General features: G+C 36.9%; 11 protein-coding genes. 10 read left to right on the top strand and 1 reads right to left on the bottom strand.

What is annotated here, in order from left to right:
* Nucleotides 1–102 precede the first annotated feature (102 nt).
* Both hmpA and HCX49_RS16620 read left to right on the top strand, forming a co-directional pair.
* Nucleotides 103–1,308 (top strand): NO-inducible flavohemoprotein, encoded by a 1,206-nt coding sequence (hmpA, locus tag HCX49_RS16625; protein WP_168127659.1) that lies wholly within the window; start codon nucleotides 103–105, stop codon nucleotides 1,306–1,308.
* 246 nt (nucleotides 1,309–1,554) lie between these two features.
* The gene (locus HCX49_RS16620) at nucleotides 1,555–2,802 is read left to right on the top strand and encodes a glycoside hydrolase family 88 protein (protein WP_206368555.1); all 1,248 of its coding nucleotides are present in this window, start codon (nucleotides 1,555–1,557) and stop codon (nucleotides 2,800–2,802) included.
* A gap of 233 nt (nucleotides 2,803–3,035) precedes the next feature.
* On the opposite strand, the gene HCX49_RS16615 is transcribed toward HCX49_RS16620, so the two are convergent.
* The gene (locus tag HCX49_RS16615) at nucleotides 3,036–3,227 is read right to left on the bottom strand and encodes a cold-shock protein (protein WP_021190047.1); all 192 of its coding nucleotides are present in this window, start codon (nucleotides 3,225–3,227) and stop codon (nucleotides 3,036–3,038) included.
* A gap of 256 nt (nucleotides 3,228–3,483) precedes the next feature.
* Here HCX49_RS16615 and HCX49_RS16610 point away from each other — a divergent pair, with 256 nt between their 5' ends.
* The 8 genes from HCX49_RS16610 (at nucleotide 3,484) to HCX49_RS16575 (ending at nucleotide 16,638) form a co-directional block, all read left to right on the top strand.
* Nucleotides 3,484–5,814, top strand: a complete 2,331-nt coding sequence (locus tag HCX49_RS16610) for a GH92 family glycosyl hydrolase (protein ID WP_168127658.1) — start codon at nucleotides 3,484–3,486, stop codon at nucleotides 5,812–5,814.
* A gap of 6 nt (nucleotides 5,815–5,820) precedes the next feature.
* Nucleotides 5,821–6,534, top strand: coding sequence for a basic secretory protein-like protein (locus HCX49_RS16605; RefSeq protein WP_168127657.1), 714 nt, complete (start codon nucleotides 5,821–5,823; stop codon nucleotides 6,532–6,534).
* 12 nt (nucleotides 6,535–6,546) lie between these two features.
* Nucleotides 6,547–8,838 carry a GH92 family glycosyl hydrolase gene (locus HCX49_RS16600; protein ID WP_168127656.1) on the top strand — a complete coding sequence of 764 codons (2,292 nt, stop codon included), beginning with the start codon at nucleotides 6,547–6,549 and terminating at the stop codon, nucleotides 8,836–8,838.
* Nucleotides 8,839–8,940: 102 nt separating this feature from the next.
* Entirely contained in the window at nucleotides 8,941–10,341 is a 1,401-nt protein-coding gene (locus HCX49_RS16595) for a sensor histidine kinase (RefSeq protein WP_168127655.1), read from the top strand.
* Between the two features lie 3 nt (nucleotides 10,342–10,344).
* On the top strand, nucleotides 10,345–11,028 hold the full coding sequence (locus HCX49_RS16590; protein WP_168127654.1) for a response regulator transcription factor: 684 nt from the start codon (nucleotides 10,345–10,347) through the stop codon (nucleotides 11,026–11,028).
* A gap of 100 nt (nucleotides 11,029–11,128) precedes the next feature.
* Nucleotides 11,129–11,704, top strand: a complete 576-nt coding sequence (locus HCX49_RS16585) for a discoidin domain-containing protein (protein WP_168127653.1) — start codon at nucleotides 11,129–11,131, stop codon at nucleotides 11,702–11,704.
* Nucleotides 11,705–11,716: 12 nt separating this feature from the next.
* Nucleotides 11,717–14,809, top strand: a complete 3,093-nt coding sequence (locus HCX49_RS16580; RefSeq protein ID WP_168127652.1) for a SusC/RagA family TonB-linked outer membrane protein — start codon at nucleotides 11,717–11,719, stop codon at nucleotides 14,807–14,809.
* Between the two features lie 17 nt (nucleotides 14,810–14,826).
* Nucleotides 14,827–16,638, top strand: coding sequence for a RagB/SusD family nutrient uptake outer membrane protein (locus HCX49_RS16575; RefSeq protein WP_206368552.1), 1,812 nt, complete (start codon nucleotides 14,827–14,829; stop codon nucleotides 16,636–16,638).
* Nucleotides 16,639–16,783 lie beyond the last annotated feature (145 nt).

The raw sequence follows: 16,783 nt of genomic DNA, 5'->3' as shown, positions 1-16,783 counted from the left end.
GATTAAATATAGCACTTAGCCACGTTTCTAGTACTTTGTTTAAAAAAGCATTTTTTTACAACAATAAAAGATGTAATTATCTTTTATTTTTATTGATATAACATGACAGCAGATCAAAAACAATTAGTAAAGGCTACTGTGCCAATTTTAAAAGAGCATGGTGTGTTGTTGACAACACATTTTTATAAACGTATGTTCGAGCTTAACCCTGAATTGAAACATGTGTTCAACATGGGCAACCAGCAGAATAATAAACAGCAGACAGCGCTAGCAATGGCCGTACTGGCGTACGCAGAACATATCGAAAACCCAGGTGTATTGATGCCGGTTGTCAATGGTATCGGTCATAAGCATACCAGTTTATCTATCCGTCCGGAACATTACGTGATTGTGGGCAATCACTTAATTGCATCCATTGCTGAGGTTCTAGGCGATGCTGCTTCAGTGGAACTGTTAGAGGCTTGGACTCTGGCTTATGGGCAACTTGCTTCTCTGATGTCTGGTCACGAGCAGTCACTCTATAGCAAGCAAACAGCCAAAGTCGGAGGTTGGTCTGGTTGGAGACCTTTTGTTGTAAAGCAAAAAATTAAAGAATCGGAAGAGATAACCTCATTTTATCTTTATCCCAGTGATCGCGGACCAGTGGCTGATTTTCTGCCAGGCCAGTATATCAGCCTACGTTTATTCTTGCCAGAATTGGATCTTTTACAACCGCGACAATATAGTATTTCATGTGCCCCAAATGGAAAATATTACCGTATTTCTGTGAAACGAGAAACCGGAACTAAACATCCTGATGGAATGATCAGTAACCATCTGCACAATCATGTGGAAATAGGTGACTTGGTCGATTTATCTACACCGGCGGGAACATTTGTGCTCCAACCAGAAAATCAAAACCCAAAAGTATTTATAAGTGGCGGAGTCGGACAAACTCCTTTGATGGCGATGCTTGAAGAATTGGTAAAAGATAAAGTAGAATCACCTATTCCAATTACCTGGATACACGGTTGTAGAAATGAGTCGGTGCATGCATTCAAGGATAGGCTTGCAGAAATCGCTATGGATAATAAGATCGATCGCCATATTTTTTATGATCATATTGCGGAAACAGCAGCATTTGAGTATAAAGGCTGGGTAGAGCTTGCACAAATAAAAAATGTGGTATTGCAACCGAAAGCAGAATATTTTATTTGTGGTCCGGCTCCCTTCATTTCAAAACATTATCATTTTTTATTGGAACATGGAGTCGAGAAGTCAGCCATTTATTTTGAAGAATTTGGACCAGCATCATTACAGTTGAATTAATCAAAAAATATTTATTACATCAGTGATTCTTTTCAAATCAAAAAGATAATAATCGATATTAAAAAAGACCAAGTTTCATTATGAAGCTTGGTCTTTTATATTCAACATAATTTTATTTACCGTCAAATAATTTTGAATGACTAGTATCCTTTGTGTTATTCTCAAAAATAGATAGCACAGATTATATTGAGATGCTATTTAATTAAGAGATTTTATGTGTTTACTATTTATATTATGAAGATTCTTATGAAAAGAAAAATGTTGATTCCTTTATTGGGGCTTACAGTGGCAGGTTTAACACTAAGTTTTATACCTATTAAATTGCCATTTATCAAGAAAAGTTTTGAAGCTTCGGAAAAGCAATATACATATTTAGCAAAGGAAGCTGATAAATTGAGAAATTTTCCAAGAACAATAAATAAGGAAGGAGAGTTGGTCGTGACGAGTGAGTGGGATTGGACAGGAGGTTTCTTTCCTGGATCGCTTTGGTACATATACAACAAAACAGGTGACGAAGGAATAAAGAACGAGGCGATAAAGTGGACCGAGGCTTTAGAGAAAGCGAAAAACCTTGACCAGCACCATGATATTGGTTTTGTGATGTACTGTTCTTATGGTAATGCGATCAAATATCTCAAAGATCCAAAAAAGGTAGAAGCTTATAAAGATATTATCATTCACGCAGCTAATACGGCTTTAAAACGTTATAATCCAAAAGTAGGATTGATTAAATCGTGGAATAAAAAGAAGTCATGGGACGGCAAAACAACTTGGCAGTATCCTGTAATTATTGATAATATGCTGAATTTGGAGATGTTGTGTTATGTTTCGGATATTACAGGAGATCCTAAATTTAGAAATGTTGCGATCAGCCATGCAACCAAAACAATGCAGAATCATTTCCGTCCGGATCACAGTACCTACCATGTTGTGGATTATGATGAAAATGGAAAAGCCATCCATAGGCAAACAAATCAAGGCTATGCTGATAATTCGACTTGGGCGAGAGGCCAGGCATGGGCAATCTATGGTTTTACGATGATGTATAAAGAAACCAAAAAGAAAGAGTTTCTGGAGACAGCTAAAGCTGCGGCAAGTTTTTATATGAATCATAAGAATTTACCTAAGGATAAGATTCCTTACTGGGATTTTAATGCACAGCAGGAAGGGTATAAGTCAGATCTTGACTTTGCCTACTTGAAGCTTGATTATATACCGAGAGATGCTTCGGCGGCGGCGGTTGTTGCATCAGCATTGGTGGACCTATCTACTTTTACTACAGGGAAAGAGAGTAGATCTTATTTAACCTTTGCTAAGTCAACTCTAAAAACATTATCTGGACCAGCTTATTTTGCTGACTATGGGACAAATGGAGGCTTTTTATTAAAACATAGTGTTGGAAGTATACCTCACAACTCGGAGATTGATGTGCCACTGGCTTATGCAGATTATTATTATTTGGAAGGTTTGACAAGATTGTCCGAATTGAAATAAGAAAATCTGTATGTAAAGGAAAATATATTTTATATCGTATAGTTATGCTCAAGGATTTAATTGTTCTTGAGCATATTTATGTTAGCATTTTTTTACGGTCGAAAAGAACCGTTAAAGAATCTTTTATGCTGGAGTTAAAAGATCGTATATCTGGATTTGAGTTTTTGCTGTTTGTAACAAAAAAAAGCAGCTTCCTGTGAGGAAGCTGCTTTTGCAAGAAAATATAATAGTAATTAGTTTATTCTTACATTAACAGCATTTAAGCCTTTTTTTCCGTTTTCAATTTCGTAGCTAACGCTATCGCCTTCTCTAACTTGGTCTTTTAAGCCTGAAATGTGTACAAATACATCGTCTCCACCATTTTCAGGGGTAATAAAACCAAATCCTTTAGTTTCATTGAAAAACTTTACAGTTCCTTTATTCATTTTATTTAAAAATTATATTGATACAAGGATAGGCTAAATATGTGATAATTTCCCAAAGGTGAGTAAAAAAGACTTTCAGATGACATTTCTATTTTTTGTTATACCTCCTTTGTAATAAAGAAGATAGGAATTGCAAATTGCTGTTAATTTTATTTTTATTTATTGCTAAAAGGTTTTATCTTTAATCTCGTTAAATCAATTATTTCTTCGCTATGATGTTGAAATACCCAATTTATGTCAATTTAACTTACCACATATGATTTTTAAAACCCTAAAATGGGGGATAGCATGGAGTTTAAGCCTATCCTTATTTTGTACGAATACTGTTTCTGCCCAGAAATTAAATGGCAAAGCTGTTGATCCTGTTGATTTGGTCAACCCGCTTATGGGAACAGATTCAAAACCTTCGCTGTCAAACGGAAATACATATCCTGCAATCGGATTACCTTGGGGTATGAACATGTGGACTCCTCAGACCGGGAAAAATGGCGATGGCTGGCAATATACCTATGCCGCAGATAAAATAAGAGGATTGAAGCAGACGCATCAGCCGTCTCCATGGATGAATGACTACGGACAGTTTTCTTTAATGCCAGTAACCGGTAAAGCCGCTTTTGATCAAGAAGAAAGAGCCAGTTGGTTTTCACATAAAGCTGAAAAAGCAACTCCTTACTATTATTCCGTGTATTTAGCGGATCATGATGTAACTGCAGAATTAACACCGACAGAGCGTGCCGCTTATTTTAAATTTTCTTTTAATAAGACAGATTCAGCATTTGTTGTCCTTGATGCATTCGATAAGGGATCTGAAGTACAGATTATTCCTGAAAAGAATATGGTTATCGGTTATTCTACACGATACTCTCGTGGAAAATTGACAAATTTTAAGAATTATTTTGTCTTAATATTTGATCAACCTTTTGACAATTACTCAACTTGGGAAGGTAAGGAACGTTTTAAAGGTAAATTAAAATCCACTGCAGATCAGACCGGAGCAATTTTAGGCTTTAAAGTAAAAGATAAATCTAAACCTGTTCAAGTTCGTGTAGCTTCTTCATTTATCAGTGCAGAGCAGGCACTGCTCAATCTCAATGAATTAGGTAACCGTACTTTTGATCAAGTAAAGGCTGATGGAAGAGCGATCTGGAATGAAAAGCTAGGTCGATTAGCTGTAGAAGGTGATAATATCGATCAGATGCGTACTTTCTATTCGACCTTATACCGTACGTTATTCTTTCCAAATAAATTATATGAAATCAATGCCTCTGGAGAAAAAGTACATTACAGTCCTTATAATGGAAAAATATTACCAGGATATTTATATGGTGGTACAGGTTTTTGGGATACGTTCAGAGCGCTATATCCATTCCTGAATCTCATGTATCCATCCATCAATGTTGAAATGCAAGAAGGGTTGAAAAATGCGTATTTAGAAGGTGGATTTCTTCCAGAGTGGAGTAGTCCGGGTTTTGCAGATATCATGGTCGGTAATAACTCTGCTTCTGTAGTGGCTGATGCTTATATTAAAGGATTGAGAGGATATGATATCAATACACTTTATGAGGCTTTGAAGCATGGGGCCAACAATGAGGGACCAATGACTGCAGTAGGCCGTAAAGGAGTTGAGTACTATAACAAATTAGGTTATGTGCCTTATGATGTAGGAATCAATGAAAACGCAGCACGTACACTGGAGTATGCGTATGATGATTTTACAATTTATCAATTAGCCAAAGCATTAAAAAAACCGAAAGCAGATATTGAACTGTACGCAAAAAGAGCACAAAATTATCGTCATCTATTTGATTCTTCAACAAACTTAATGCGCGGAAAGAATAAAGACGGCAAATTTCAGAGTCCATTCAATCCATTGAAATGGGGTGATGCATTTACCGAAGGCAATAGCTGGCATTACTCGTGGAGTGTCTTCCACGATATAGAAGGATTAATCGGTTTGATGGGGGGAAATAAACAATTTAATACGATGTTAGATAGTGTATTTACACAGCCACCAGCTTTCGATGATAGTTATTATGGGGGTACTATCCATGAAATTCGTGAAATGCAGATCGCGAATATGGGACAGTATGCGCATGGTAATCAACCCATCCAGCACATGATCTATTTGTATAATTATAGTGCTCAACCTTGGAAAACACAATATTGGGTTCGTCAGGTCTTAGATCGTATGTATCAAGCTACTCCCGATGGCTATTGTGGAGACGAAGATAATGGTCAAACTTCGGCTTGGTATGTTTTCTCTTCACTTGGATTTTATCCGGTTTGTCCTGCTACCGATGAATACGTATTGGGAGCACCACTTTTCGCAAAAACAACATTAAAACTGGAAAATGGTAAAACAGTAGAGATCCTCGGAAATCAAGCTAGTGCACAGAATTTCTATGTCAATGACTTAAAAGTTAATGGAAAATCCTACACTAAGAATTGGTTGAGCCACCAAGAATTAGTGAAAGGGGGAACACTATCCTTTGATATGACGTCTAAACCAAACTACAACCGCGGAGCTACATTAGACGCAGCCCCTTATTCGATGAGTACAGAATTAAAGACAGTTTTTAAAAAATAATGACAAATGAAATTTAGTCAGATAGTTGGTTGTGTAATAGGGTTGATTGCTGGTCAATCAGCCCTTGCTCAAGATAACTGGAACCATACAGAACATGATCGTAAGGTAGCAGTTGATACGGATAGTATTACAAAGAATGGTTACACATTGATTTGGATAAATAAGGATAAAGATTTCAGCCCTGTTTTGAAAGAAAAATTGATCCATACTTTTTTTGTCAATTACCCGAAGTTGGCAAAAACGTATAACAAAAAGACAATGAAAAAAGTATCTTTTGTGATCGATCCCGATTATAAAGGAGTAGCCGCCACAGCCGGTGGAATAGTAAGGTATAGTCCTGAATGGTTTGCGAAGAACCCAGGGGATATAGATGTCGTAACCCATGAAGTGATGCATATCGTGCAAGGCTACCCCAATGGCTCTGGACCTTGGTGGATTACAGAAGGAATCGCTGATTATGTCCGTTTTGCCGATGGTATAGACAATGCTGGTGCAAATTGGAAATTACCAGAATGGAATGCAAGCCAAAAGTATTCAGACTCTTATCGTGTAACCGCCCGTTTTTTCTTTTGGATAGAGAAAAAGGTAAAAAAAGGATTTGTTAAAAATCTAGATTTGGCAATGCGGAATAAAACCTTTACAGATGGATTTTGGGAAAAGCAAACCGGAAAGACACTAGATGAGTTATGGAAAAACTATAGCCAGGCTCCAAGTCTTTAAAAATCTAAACTTATGAAAAGTAAACAACTCCTATATTTAGGATTGTTCCTGTTTCCTAACCTGCTACAGGCGCAGTCCAATTTAATACAATACGTAAAACCTTTAATTGGTACAGCCCGCATGGGGCATACATTTCCAGGAGCAACAGTACCATTTGGGGCCGTACAGCTAAGTCCTGATACAGACACCATTCCATATGCTATGAATGGTAAATATAATGGTGATGTCTACAAGTATTGTGCAGGATACCAATATGATGATCCGACCATCGTTGGGTTCAGCCATACTCATTTTAGTGGCACAGGACATTCAGATCTGGGTGACATCTTAGTTATGCCCACACAGGGTAAAGTTCAGTTGAATCCAGGTACTGCCGATAGACCACAGGATGGATATCGTTCACCATATTCACACAGTAATGAGGTTGCAGAAGCAAATTATTATAAGGTACTCTTAGACAAACATCAGATTAAAGCAGAGATGACGACCACAAGTCGTGTGGGCATACATCGGTATACATTTCCAAAATCTGATGCTTCACACTTGATCTTAGATTTAACCGCCGGCATTTATAATTACGAAGCTAAAAATGTTTGGACTGTAGTACGTGTTTTGAATGACTCGACGATCGTAGGTTACCGTCAAACTAATGGGTGGGCTCGAACAAGGACAGTTTATTTTGCGATTAAAACTTCGAAAGCATTTAAAAATTATGGAGCTAAGTATGAAGATGCAAAACAAGTGTATGCGGGTTTTTGGCGAAAATTTGATCAAAAAAATAATTTTCCGGATTTAGCCGCACATCAGATCAAAATGAATCTGGATTTTGACACGAAGGATGGTGAGGAGGTTTTGATGAAGGTAGCACTAAGTCCCGTAAGTATGAAGAATGCGCTTGCGAATATGGAACACGAAGCACCAGATTGGAACTTTGAAAATTATGTGAAAGCGGGTCAAAAATCGTGGGAGCAGGAACTGAACAAAGTACAGGTGGATATGCTGAACAAAGAAGATCTGATTAATTTCTACACCGCCATGTACCATGCCAGTCTGATGCCGACAGTGTATATGGATGTGAATGGAGAATACAAAGGTTTGGATCAAGAAGTGCATCAGGCAAAAGGATTTACCAATTACACCTCTTTTTCGTTATGGGATACTTTTAGGGCATTCCATCCATTAATGAATTTAATCAATCCTACGCGCAATGCCGATATGGTATCATCCATGATGGCACACTATGATCAAAGTGTCTTGAAAATGTTGCCTATTTGGTCGCATTATGCCAATGATAATTGGTGCATGAGCGGGTATCATTCAGTCTCGGTGGTGGTAGATGCAATTTTGAAAGGAGTTTACAAAGGAGATGCCGAAGCCGCGTTGGCAGCATGCGTTCAAACAGCAAATGCACGTAAATATGAAGGAATAGGATCCTATATCGATTTAGGATATGTACCAGATGAAATTTCTGGGACTTCAGTTTCCAATACACTGGAGTATGCTTATGATGATTGGTGTATCGCGCAACTTGCTAAAAAATTAGGTAAAGACGACATTTACAAAGATTTTATTAAAAGAGCATCAAATTGGAAAAATGTTTATGATCATTCTATCGGCTTTATGAGACCTAAAGATGCAAAAGGAATATTTAGATCTAAATTCGATGCTTTGGAGACCCATGGTCAAGGATTCATAGAGGGTAATACTTGGAATTACAGTTTATATGTACCACATCAGCCAGTGGCTATGATGGAAATGATGGGGGGATCCAAGAAATTAGAAAACTATCTGGATTCCTTGTTTACAATGGAATTACCAGATAAATATTTCGAACACACAGAAGATATCACTCGCGATGGAATTATTGGTAACTATGTACATGGTAATGAACCATCGCACCATGTCGCATATTTATACAATCAAACCGCTAGCCCTTGGAAAACACAAGCTCGTGTACGTCAGATCATCCGGAATCAATATCATAATGGACATGCAGGCTTAGGTGGAAATGATGACTGTGGCCAGATGTCTGCATGGTATTTATTTACTGCTTTGGGCTTTTATCCAGTTGCACCTGGAGATGATGCTTACTGGATAGGGAGTCCATTGGTCAAATCGGCAAAGATTAACCTAGAAAATGGGAAAACGATTACAATAGATGTGAAAAATCAATCCGAAAAAAATGTCTATGTAAAAAAAGTAAGCTTAAATGGTCAACCTTTAGCTGATTTGAAACTTTCTTATGCTGCCATTATGAATGGAGGGGCACTGCAATTTGAGATGACTGATAAGCCAGGGAAATAGATTTTTATATTGACCTATCATATAAATAAATCAAGTTTCATAAAAGCATAGATCAGATCGTTTATTGTGGACCTGTCAATGATAAAGTTTATGAATAAGAAGATGAGTAAAATTAAGATCATTCAAGCAGTAGCCATTACCAGCTTTGTGGTCTTAATTTTACTTCAATTGAGACTGATATCGAGCGTTTATAAAATTGAACAGCTTGAGTTCCTGAAAAATGAAAAGGCAGAGATCAAATTAGCATATGAGGAATCTATCATCAATGACAAGTTGTATCCAGGGGGGCAGGCAATTATTGATTCGATCTTGGTACCACAGTATGAAACATTACAAAAGCTGTATCATGAAGACCCAAAGCTTTTTCGCCGTAAATTAAAAGATCTGGGAAATGAAATTTTGGGAGAATTAAAAAAGAAAGCAGATTTTGAGATTCAGTTTCACAATATCATTCGAAACCTAAAACTGGACTTGACCGAGTATGATTATGCTTTGTATTTGGATAAGCTTGCGCTAACGTTTGACGGTAAAATCTATTACTCATTGTTTGAAGTTAATTCGACAGATAAAGATGGATTAATCGATGGAAAGTTTGAGGTCGTTCGTCCGCAAAATATTGTCTCTGCCATTACGGTTACAGTTCCCTCCAAAAATTCTAGCTTAATTGCCTTTAAGTTATATGCTAGTAAGCACAATCAGGTAAAAAATATAGTTATGGCTATTGCCCCATTGTTGCTTTTATCGAGCAGTAGTATTTTAGTCATCGTTTTCTTATTTTTCATTACCATGAGAAATTGGATAAGACAAAAAAAATTGAATGAGATTTCAGCCGATTTTTTTAATCATGTGACGCATGAATTTAAGACACCCTTAACAACCATACAGGTCTCTGTCAAAAATTTAAAAGCAGACCTGGAAGATAAAAAATGGGAAGGTGGTTACAGAAGTGTGGATGTCATCACTAGGCAGACCCAAAGATTAGATAAACTGATCAATCAAGCATTGGAGGTGTCAGCTTTTGATCCACAGGCTGCACAATTTCAAAAACATCTTTTAGTAAAAGATCTCAATGATATTATTCTTGATAGTCAAATTAAATGGAAAAAAGAAGCAACTGTAGTATTGAATTTTGAACCTCATACAGTTGATTTATATGTTTATTACGATCATTTTATGTTAACCACTTTAATCACCAATTTAGTTGAAAATGGATTGAAATACAACGTAAGTGAACACAAGAGAGTGCAAGTAAATGTTTTATATATTTCCCCAAAATCGTTAATGATTGAAATTGGCGACAATGGGTTTGGAATTGATAAACAGGATCGAAGTCGCATATTTAATAAGTTCCAAAGAGGTCGGCAGATCAGATCCTCAACAGGATTAGGGTTGGGTTTATATTTTGTTTATAATATTGTTGCGGTACATAAATGGAAACTTGACCTGGAGACTTTTCAAGATCAGGGGACTATTTTTAGAATAATAATTCCAATTAGTAAATAGGATATGGAAGGAAAAATATTACTTATAGAAGATGATGCAGATCTTGGAGTAGAGGTACAATGGTATCTGGAAAGAAGTGGGTTTCATGTACAGCTAGTCGATGATGGGGATAAAGCTTTAATGTTGAGTAAAAAACAAAATTTCGATTTATTGCTAGTCGATGTTCAACTGCCATCATTTGATGGTTTTGAATTGGTGAAGCGGATAAAGGTTTTGAAACCTGGATTTCGTTTCTTGTTTTTAACAGCACGGAATGCAAAGGAAAGCTGTATTGCAGGACTCAAGCTAGGAGCAGAAGATTACGTCACCAAACCATTTGATACGGAAGAGCTCTTATGGCGCATGAACAATATTTTAGCGCGTGGCAAAGAGAAAAAGATAGAAGAACTACAAATTGCAGATGTTGTTTTGTATTGCAGTGCTATGGAAGTACGTGTTAATGGAGGGAAAACATTACGTTTGACTGCACGTGAATTTGAAGTGTGGAAATATCTATTGCAAAATTTAGATCGCGTACTGACCAGAGAAGAAATACTCAATAAACTATGGGGGGAAAGTGACTATTTTATGGGACGCAGTCTAGATGTCTTTATTTCTAAAATACGGAAAGTGCTCTTAAATTCTAATCAATTAAAAATTGAAACAATCTACAAAGTTGGCTTTATCACACGTTTGATCAGGAATTAATAGAAAAAGAATGATGTTAACAATTGATTAACAAGTTTTTGAAATAGGCTTCTCTATATTAGAGTACTAATTCGTTTTAGTATAACTAATTAAGCCTATTATGAACAAACTAACCAGATCTAGGCGACTATTGCTTTTCGTGGGCATGCTGTTGTCTTTTAGTGCTTGTCAAAAAACAGAAGTCAAGCATTATGAATTATTACCCCCAGAAACTGAGCCTGAAATGGACATCACGATTTATGGTAAACTCACTGTTAACCATGAAAATAGTGGTGGTTCAGGTGCTGGTGAGGGCTCTCCAAAAGTAGTCGATGACGACTATTCAACAAAATTTCTAATTAATCCCTATGTGAATGATCTTTTTCTACAATTAACTTTCCCCGGCGGAATTGCCGTAACTTCTTATGTATTAGCCTCTGCCAATGATGCTCCTGGAAGAGACCCTAAAAATTGGGATCTAGTTGCCTCCAACGATGGAGAAACCTGGACAACATTGGAAAGTAAGACTGGGTACACTTTCCCAGATCGAAATTTTAAGGTACGCTTTGACATCTCCAATACAACCAAATACAAGTTTTACAGACTGAATATCAAGGAAATTGCTGGTGGAACAGGTCTGTTTCAAATGGCCGAATGGCGATTGATCTCGGATCCTCAAAAAAGTGCTAACCAATAATAAACCTATTAGATGATGAAAAATATAATCAGAACAATATTTGTTCTTATAGCTTTTTGTAGTTGCTTTTGGGGCAATGAAACTTTTGCACAGCAAGCAGGGCAGGTTCTTGTAAAAGGAATTGTGCGTGATGAGATGAATGTAAATCTGGCAGGAGTAACAGTGACCAATTTAATGACAAAAAACTCTGCTGCAACCAAAGAAAATGGACAATTTGAAATACTTGCAAGTCGAGGTGATTCTTTGACCATAACCAATATCGGATATGAAACTTTCCGCACAGTTATCAATAATGCAATTACGATAAATGTTATTTTAAAAGCAACAAGTAATGGTATTAATGAAGTTGTGGTTGTGGGCTACGGTCAACAAAAGAAAATTTCAGTAGTCGGTGCCCAATCAAGCGTAAATGTTGAAGACCTTAAACTTCCGGTAGCTAACCTAAGTACCATGTTAGCAGGAAGAATTTCTGGACTGGTTGGAGTACAGCGCTCAGGACTTCCGGGTGCAGATGGGGCCGACTTGTGGATTAGAGGTATCTCAAGTATGTCTGGAAATACAGGGCCATTAGTAGTAGTTGATGGAGTACAAGGGCGTGATATTAACGGTCTTGATCCAGAAGATATTTCCTCACTGACTATTTTGAAAGATGCTTCGGCTACTGCTGTATACGGTGTTGCAGGAGCCAATGGGGTGATCTTAATCAGTACAAAAAAAGGAATCACGGGCAAGCCATCATTAATGTTTAATTACAATCAAGGTTTTACATCATTTACAAAAAGACCTGAATTAACAGATGGAGTAACCTATATGTTATTGCGTAATGAAGCACGATTAGCTACAGGAATGCAAAAGGAATATTCAAATAATTATATCAACAATACCATCTTAGGACAAGATCCTTATCTGTACCCAAATGTGAACTGGATGGATCAACTTTTTAAGAATTCAGCAAGCAATCGTCGTGCAAACTTTAGTGCCCGTGGTGGGTCAGAATTCGCAAGCTATTATGTTTCTGGAGCTTATTATGATGAATCGAGTTTGCTTAGAACTGATGCGCTACAAAAGTATGATGCTACAACCAGATTTAAGCGCTACAATTTTACTTCAAATATCTCGATGAATTGGACGACAACAACAAAATTCGAATTGGGAGTACAGGGAAATATCGGAAATATCAATTATCCCGGAGTAAAACCCGAGGAAGCTTTTGGCAATGTTATGCAGACTAATCCAGTCTTATATCCAGCCATGTATCCAGGTAACTTTGTTCCTGGCGTTAGTTCAGCAGGTGCACAACCAAATCCATATGGACAAATAACGCAAACAGGTTACCAAAATATTTTTAACAATCGAGTGATGTCAAATGCTAGACTGACACAAGATTTGTCATTTTGGTTAAAAGGACTGAATTTTTCAGCTTTATATTCATTTGATATCTGGAATGAACATACCATCAATCGTACCCGAAATCGGAGTACTTATTTGATAAATCGTTTGTTTCCATATGACGATCAAGGTAATCCCATCTTAAATATTATTTCGCAGGGTGCTGATGATTTGGCATTCTCTAAATCAAATAATGCCAATAGACAGTTTTACACCGAAGCTGCTTTAAATTATAATACTGTGATTGCAGACAAGCATCAAATCTCAGCTATGTTATTGTATAATCAGCGTGAAATCGTAGAAGCATTTGCAGATAATGTCACATCGTCATTGCCTTTTCGTAACATGGGAACAGCTGGACGTTTAACCTATTCTTATGATGATAAGTACTTTGTGGAAGGTAATTTTGGATATAATGGTTCTGAAAACTTTGCTCCTGGAATGAAGTTTGGTTTCTTCCCTTCTTTTGGGGTCGGCTGGGTAGTTTCGAATGAGAGATTTTTTGAACCAGTGAAAAATGGAATTAACTTTTTAAAATTACGTTATTCTGATGGTAAAGTTGGAGATGGCAGTAATGGTGGTACTCGTCGTTTTGGTTATCTGACTTTAGTCAATACGGATGCGGGAGGTTATACTTTTGGTAACGGTCTTAGTAATACGGGGTATGGAGGTACAGCGATTTCAGACTATGGAACAAATGTACAGTGGGCGGAATCTCATAAACAAAATCTAGGTTTAGAAATAAAAACACTAAAAAGTAAATTATCATTAACAGTTGATTTTTTTAAAGAAAAAAGAACAGGTGTATTTTTACAGAGAGCCTCGCTTCCTGACTATGTTGGATTGACCAATAATCCTTGGGCTAACTTGGGAATTATTGAAAATAAAGGTATTGATGGAACATTAGAATTAGCACCATTTCCAGTTGGAAATGTTCATGTAGATCTACGCGCTACTTTCACTTATAATAAAGATAAGATTCTTGAAAATGATCAACCAAGACAGCCTTTTCCATATATGGAAAGAAGAGGTAACAACGTATTGGGAATATATGGATATCAGGCCGATGGTTTATTTCAGTCGGAAGATGAAATCAAAAATCATGCAGATCAAAGTGCTTTAGGAGCGCAGCGTGTAGGAGATATTCGTTATAAAGATTTAAATGGTGATGGTCTGGTTGATGCTAATGATGTGAGCTGGATAGGTCATGGAGATGTACCCAACTCAGTCTTTGGTTTTGGAGTTAATGTTTCCTATAAGCAGTTTTATTTTGGCGCATTTTTTCAAGGCACTTCAGGAGCTCAACGCCTAATAGGTGGAGACGGTATTATTCCTTTTAATAACAGTACCGGTGCCGAAAGAAGCAATCTTTATGCGATTGCAGAAGACCGTTGGACAGAAGAAAATCCATTGGAAAATCCATTCTACCCACGACTGGCTTATGGAAATGCAGCTAATAAGAATAATTCAGCAGCTTCAACATGGTGGGTGAAAGATGTAGATTTTCTTCGCTTAAAAACAATGGATGTTGGCTATAATTTTAAAAAGGACTTTTTGGAAAGGATCAATGTGAAGAATGCGCGTATCTATGTCCAAGGTGTCAATTTACTTTATTGGAGCAAATTTAAGCTTTGGGATCCTGAATTGAATACCGGAAATGGCACACGTTATCCGAATGTTAGAACAATCTCAATGGGAATACAAGCAACATTTTAACTTTTAATCTTACAAAAATGAAAATAAATAAATTTAGCTGGATGATAATTGCAGCTTTAGCTTTGACATCTTTCAATGGTTGTAAAAATTATTTGGATCAAGTACCTGATGATGTGATTACCGTAGAGGATATTTTCAAATCCAAAACGAATACAGATAAGTTTCTAGCCAATATATACAGTGTTATTCCTAACGAACTGGTACAACGATTTACAAATTCGGGTAATGCAGGTCCATGGACTGCGGCCTCCGATGAAGCCAAATATACCTGGGATTTTAATTATGCAAATAACATGATTTCAAGTGTATGGAGCAATACTGATGGTGTTGTTGCTGGATTTTGGAATAGCTACTATGAAGGTATCCGAAATGCATCATACTTTATTCAAAATATTGATAATGCAAACCCTGTTGAAGTGACATCAGTCATGAAATCAACATACAAAGCAGAGGCACGAGCACTTCGGGCACTCTATTATTATTATTTAGTAAAAACATATGGGGCTGTACCGTTGATTGGTGAAGAGATACTCGATATCAATGCACCTCTTTCTGACCTTAAACTTGCAAGAACTCCTTTTGATGCCTGTATTGATTATATCGTTGACGAATTAGATGAAGCATATAAAGAATTACCATATCGTCCTAATAATAATGAATACGGAAGGATTACAAAGGGAGTCGTAAAGGCATATAAATCAGAAGCACTCTTATTAAAGGCAAGTCCTTTATACAATGGAAATGCAGACTTTGCATCACTGAAAAATCCAGATGGAACAGCTTTATTTAGTGCGACAGAAGATAAGCAGAAGTGGCAGATTGCTGCAACGGCTTCCAAGGAGTTTATAGATGAATTTGTACCAACTTATTATGATCTCTATCAGGAAACAAATGCAGACCCTTTCGTTGCAGCATATTTATCATGCCGCAATGTAATGATTATAGATTGGAATAAGGAGTGGATATTTGCTCGATCAAATAGTGGAAATAATGCACAATATGACCGTACACCAAAACATGTCGGTTTCCCATCAGCAGCACAAGGGGGAGGAGCTCTTGGAGCAACGCAGGCAATGGTAGATGCTTATTTTATGAAAAATGGATTAGCGGTTACCGATTCAAAATCTGAATATTCTGAAGTAGGATTTGTTAACTATAAGGCTCCCTATGATGTTGCAGATCGTACAACATTTAAAATGTATGTAAACCGTGAACCACGTTTTTATGTAGGAATTACTTATAGTGGAAGTTATTGGCTTAATCAAGCAAATAGTAGTACACCTGTCATCTCATGGTTCAATTATAGTGGAAATTCAGGCCGATCCCAAAGCACATCAGATGTAACGCCTACCGGTTATACAGTGAGAAAGAACGTTGGAACAAACGGGAATAATCGAGGAGCTTTATTGTTAAGACTAGCGAATATTTATTTGAACTATGCAGAAGCATTGAATGAATCTTCTCCAGGAAATGCAGATATTTTAAAATATGTCAATTTGATCCGAAAACGCGCTGGTGTACCAGGATATGGCGAAGGAGATATTGCTATTCCTGCAGGGCAGGCGGCAATGCGCGAGGCAATTAGAAAAGAGCGTCAAGTAGAACTTGCTTTTGAAAATGTCCGTTATTTTGATACTCGTCGTTGGAAAATTGCTGAAAATGTCAGTGGAGGACCAGTCTATGGAATGAATCTGAATGCCGATGGAAATGATTTCTTTAAGAGAACGGTAATCGAAACAAGAATTTTTAAAAAGCGGGATTATCTATTTCCAATTCCGAATAATGAAGTACTGAAAAATGAGAAACTAATTCAAAATGTAGGTTGGTAGTGTTTGTTTGTAATCAAATCGAGGTCTTTTTAAGACCTTGATTTGTTTTATGCCATTTAACCTAAAATTTTTGTAATTATAACAGTATCATATATTAAGTTAATGCAGGGATACGTAAATTTAACAAAATTTAAATATTAAGATT

It is taken from the genome of Sphingobacterium sp. B16(2022), from assembly GCF_012030425.1.
Classification (GTDB): Bacteria; Bacteroidota; Bacteroidia; order Sphingobacteriales; family Sphingobacteriaceae; genus Sphingobacterium; species Sphingobacterium anhuiense.
The sequence above is the reverse complement of the archived record's forward strand: the minus strand, read 5'-3'. Positions and strand labels throughout refer to the sequence as shown.

What these genes read in the sequence shown, in the direction of transcription:
- hmpA (WP_168127659.1), top strand. Translation starts at nt 103, where the DNA reads ATGACAGCAGATCAAAAACAATTAGTAAAGGCTACTGTGCCAATTTTA.
- HCX49_RS16620 (WP_206368555.1), top strand. Translation starts at nt 1,555, where the DNA reads ATGAAAAGAAAAATGTTGATTCCTTTATTGGGGCTTACAGTGGCAGGT.
- HCX49_RS16615 (WP_021190047.1), bottom strand. Translation starts at nt 3,227, where the DNA reads ATGAATAAAGGAACTGTAAAGTTTTTCAATGAAACTAAAGGATTTGGT.
- HCX49_RS16610 (WP_168127658.1), top strand. Translation starts at nt 3,484, where the DNA reads ATGATTTTTAAAACCCTAAAATGGGGGATAGCATGGAGTTTAAGCCTA.
- HCX49_RS16605 (WP_168127657.1), top strand. Translation starts at nt 5,821, where the DNA reads ATGAAATTTAGTCAGATAGTTGGTTGTGTAATAGGGTTGATTGCTGGT.
- HCX49_RS16600 (WP_168127656.1), top strand. Translation starts at nt 6,547, where the DNA reads ATGAAAAGTAAACAACTCCTATATTTAGGATTGTTCCTGTTTCCTAAC.
- HCX49_RS16595 (WP_168127655.1), top strand. Translation starts at nt 8,941, where the DNA reads ATGAGTAAAATTAAGATCATTCAAGCAGTAGCCATTACCAGCTTTGTG.
- HCX49_RS16590 (WP_168127654.1), top strand. Translation starts at nt 10,345, where the DNA reads ATGGAAGGAAAAATATTACTTATAGAAGATGATGCAGATCTTGGAGTA.
- HCX49_RS16585 (WP_168127653.1), top strand. Translation starts at nt 11,129, where the DNA reads ATGAACAAACTAACCAGATCTAGGCGACTATTGCTTTTCGTGGGCATG.
- HCX49_RS16580 (WP_168127652.1), top strand. Translation starts at nt 11,717, where the DNA reads ATGATGAAAAATATAATCAGAACAATATTTGTTCTTATAGCTTTTTGT.
- HCX49_RS16575 (WP_206368552.1), top strand. Translation starts at nt 14,827, where the DNA reads ATGAAAATAAATAAATTTAGCTGGATGATAATTGCAGCTTTAGCTTTG.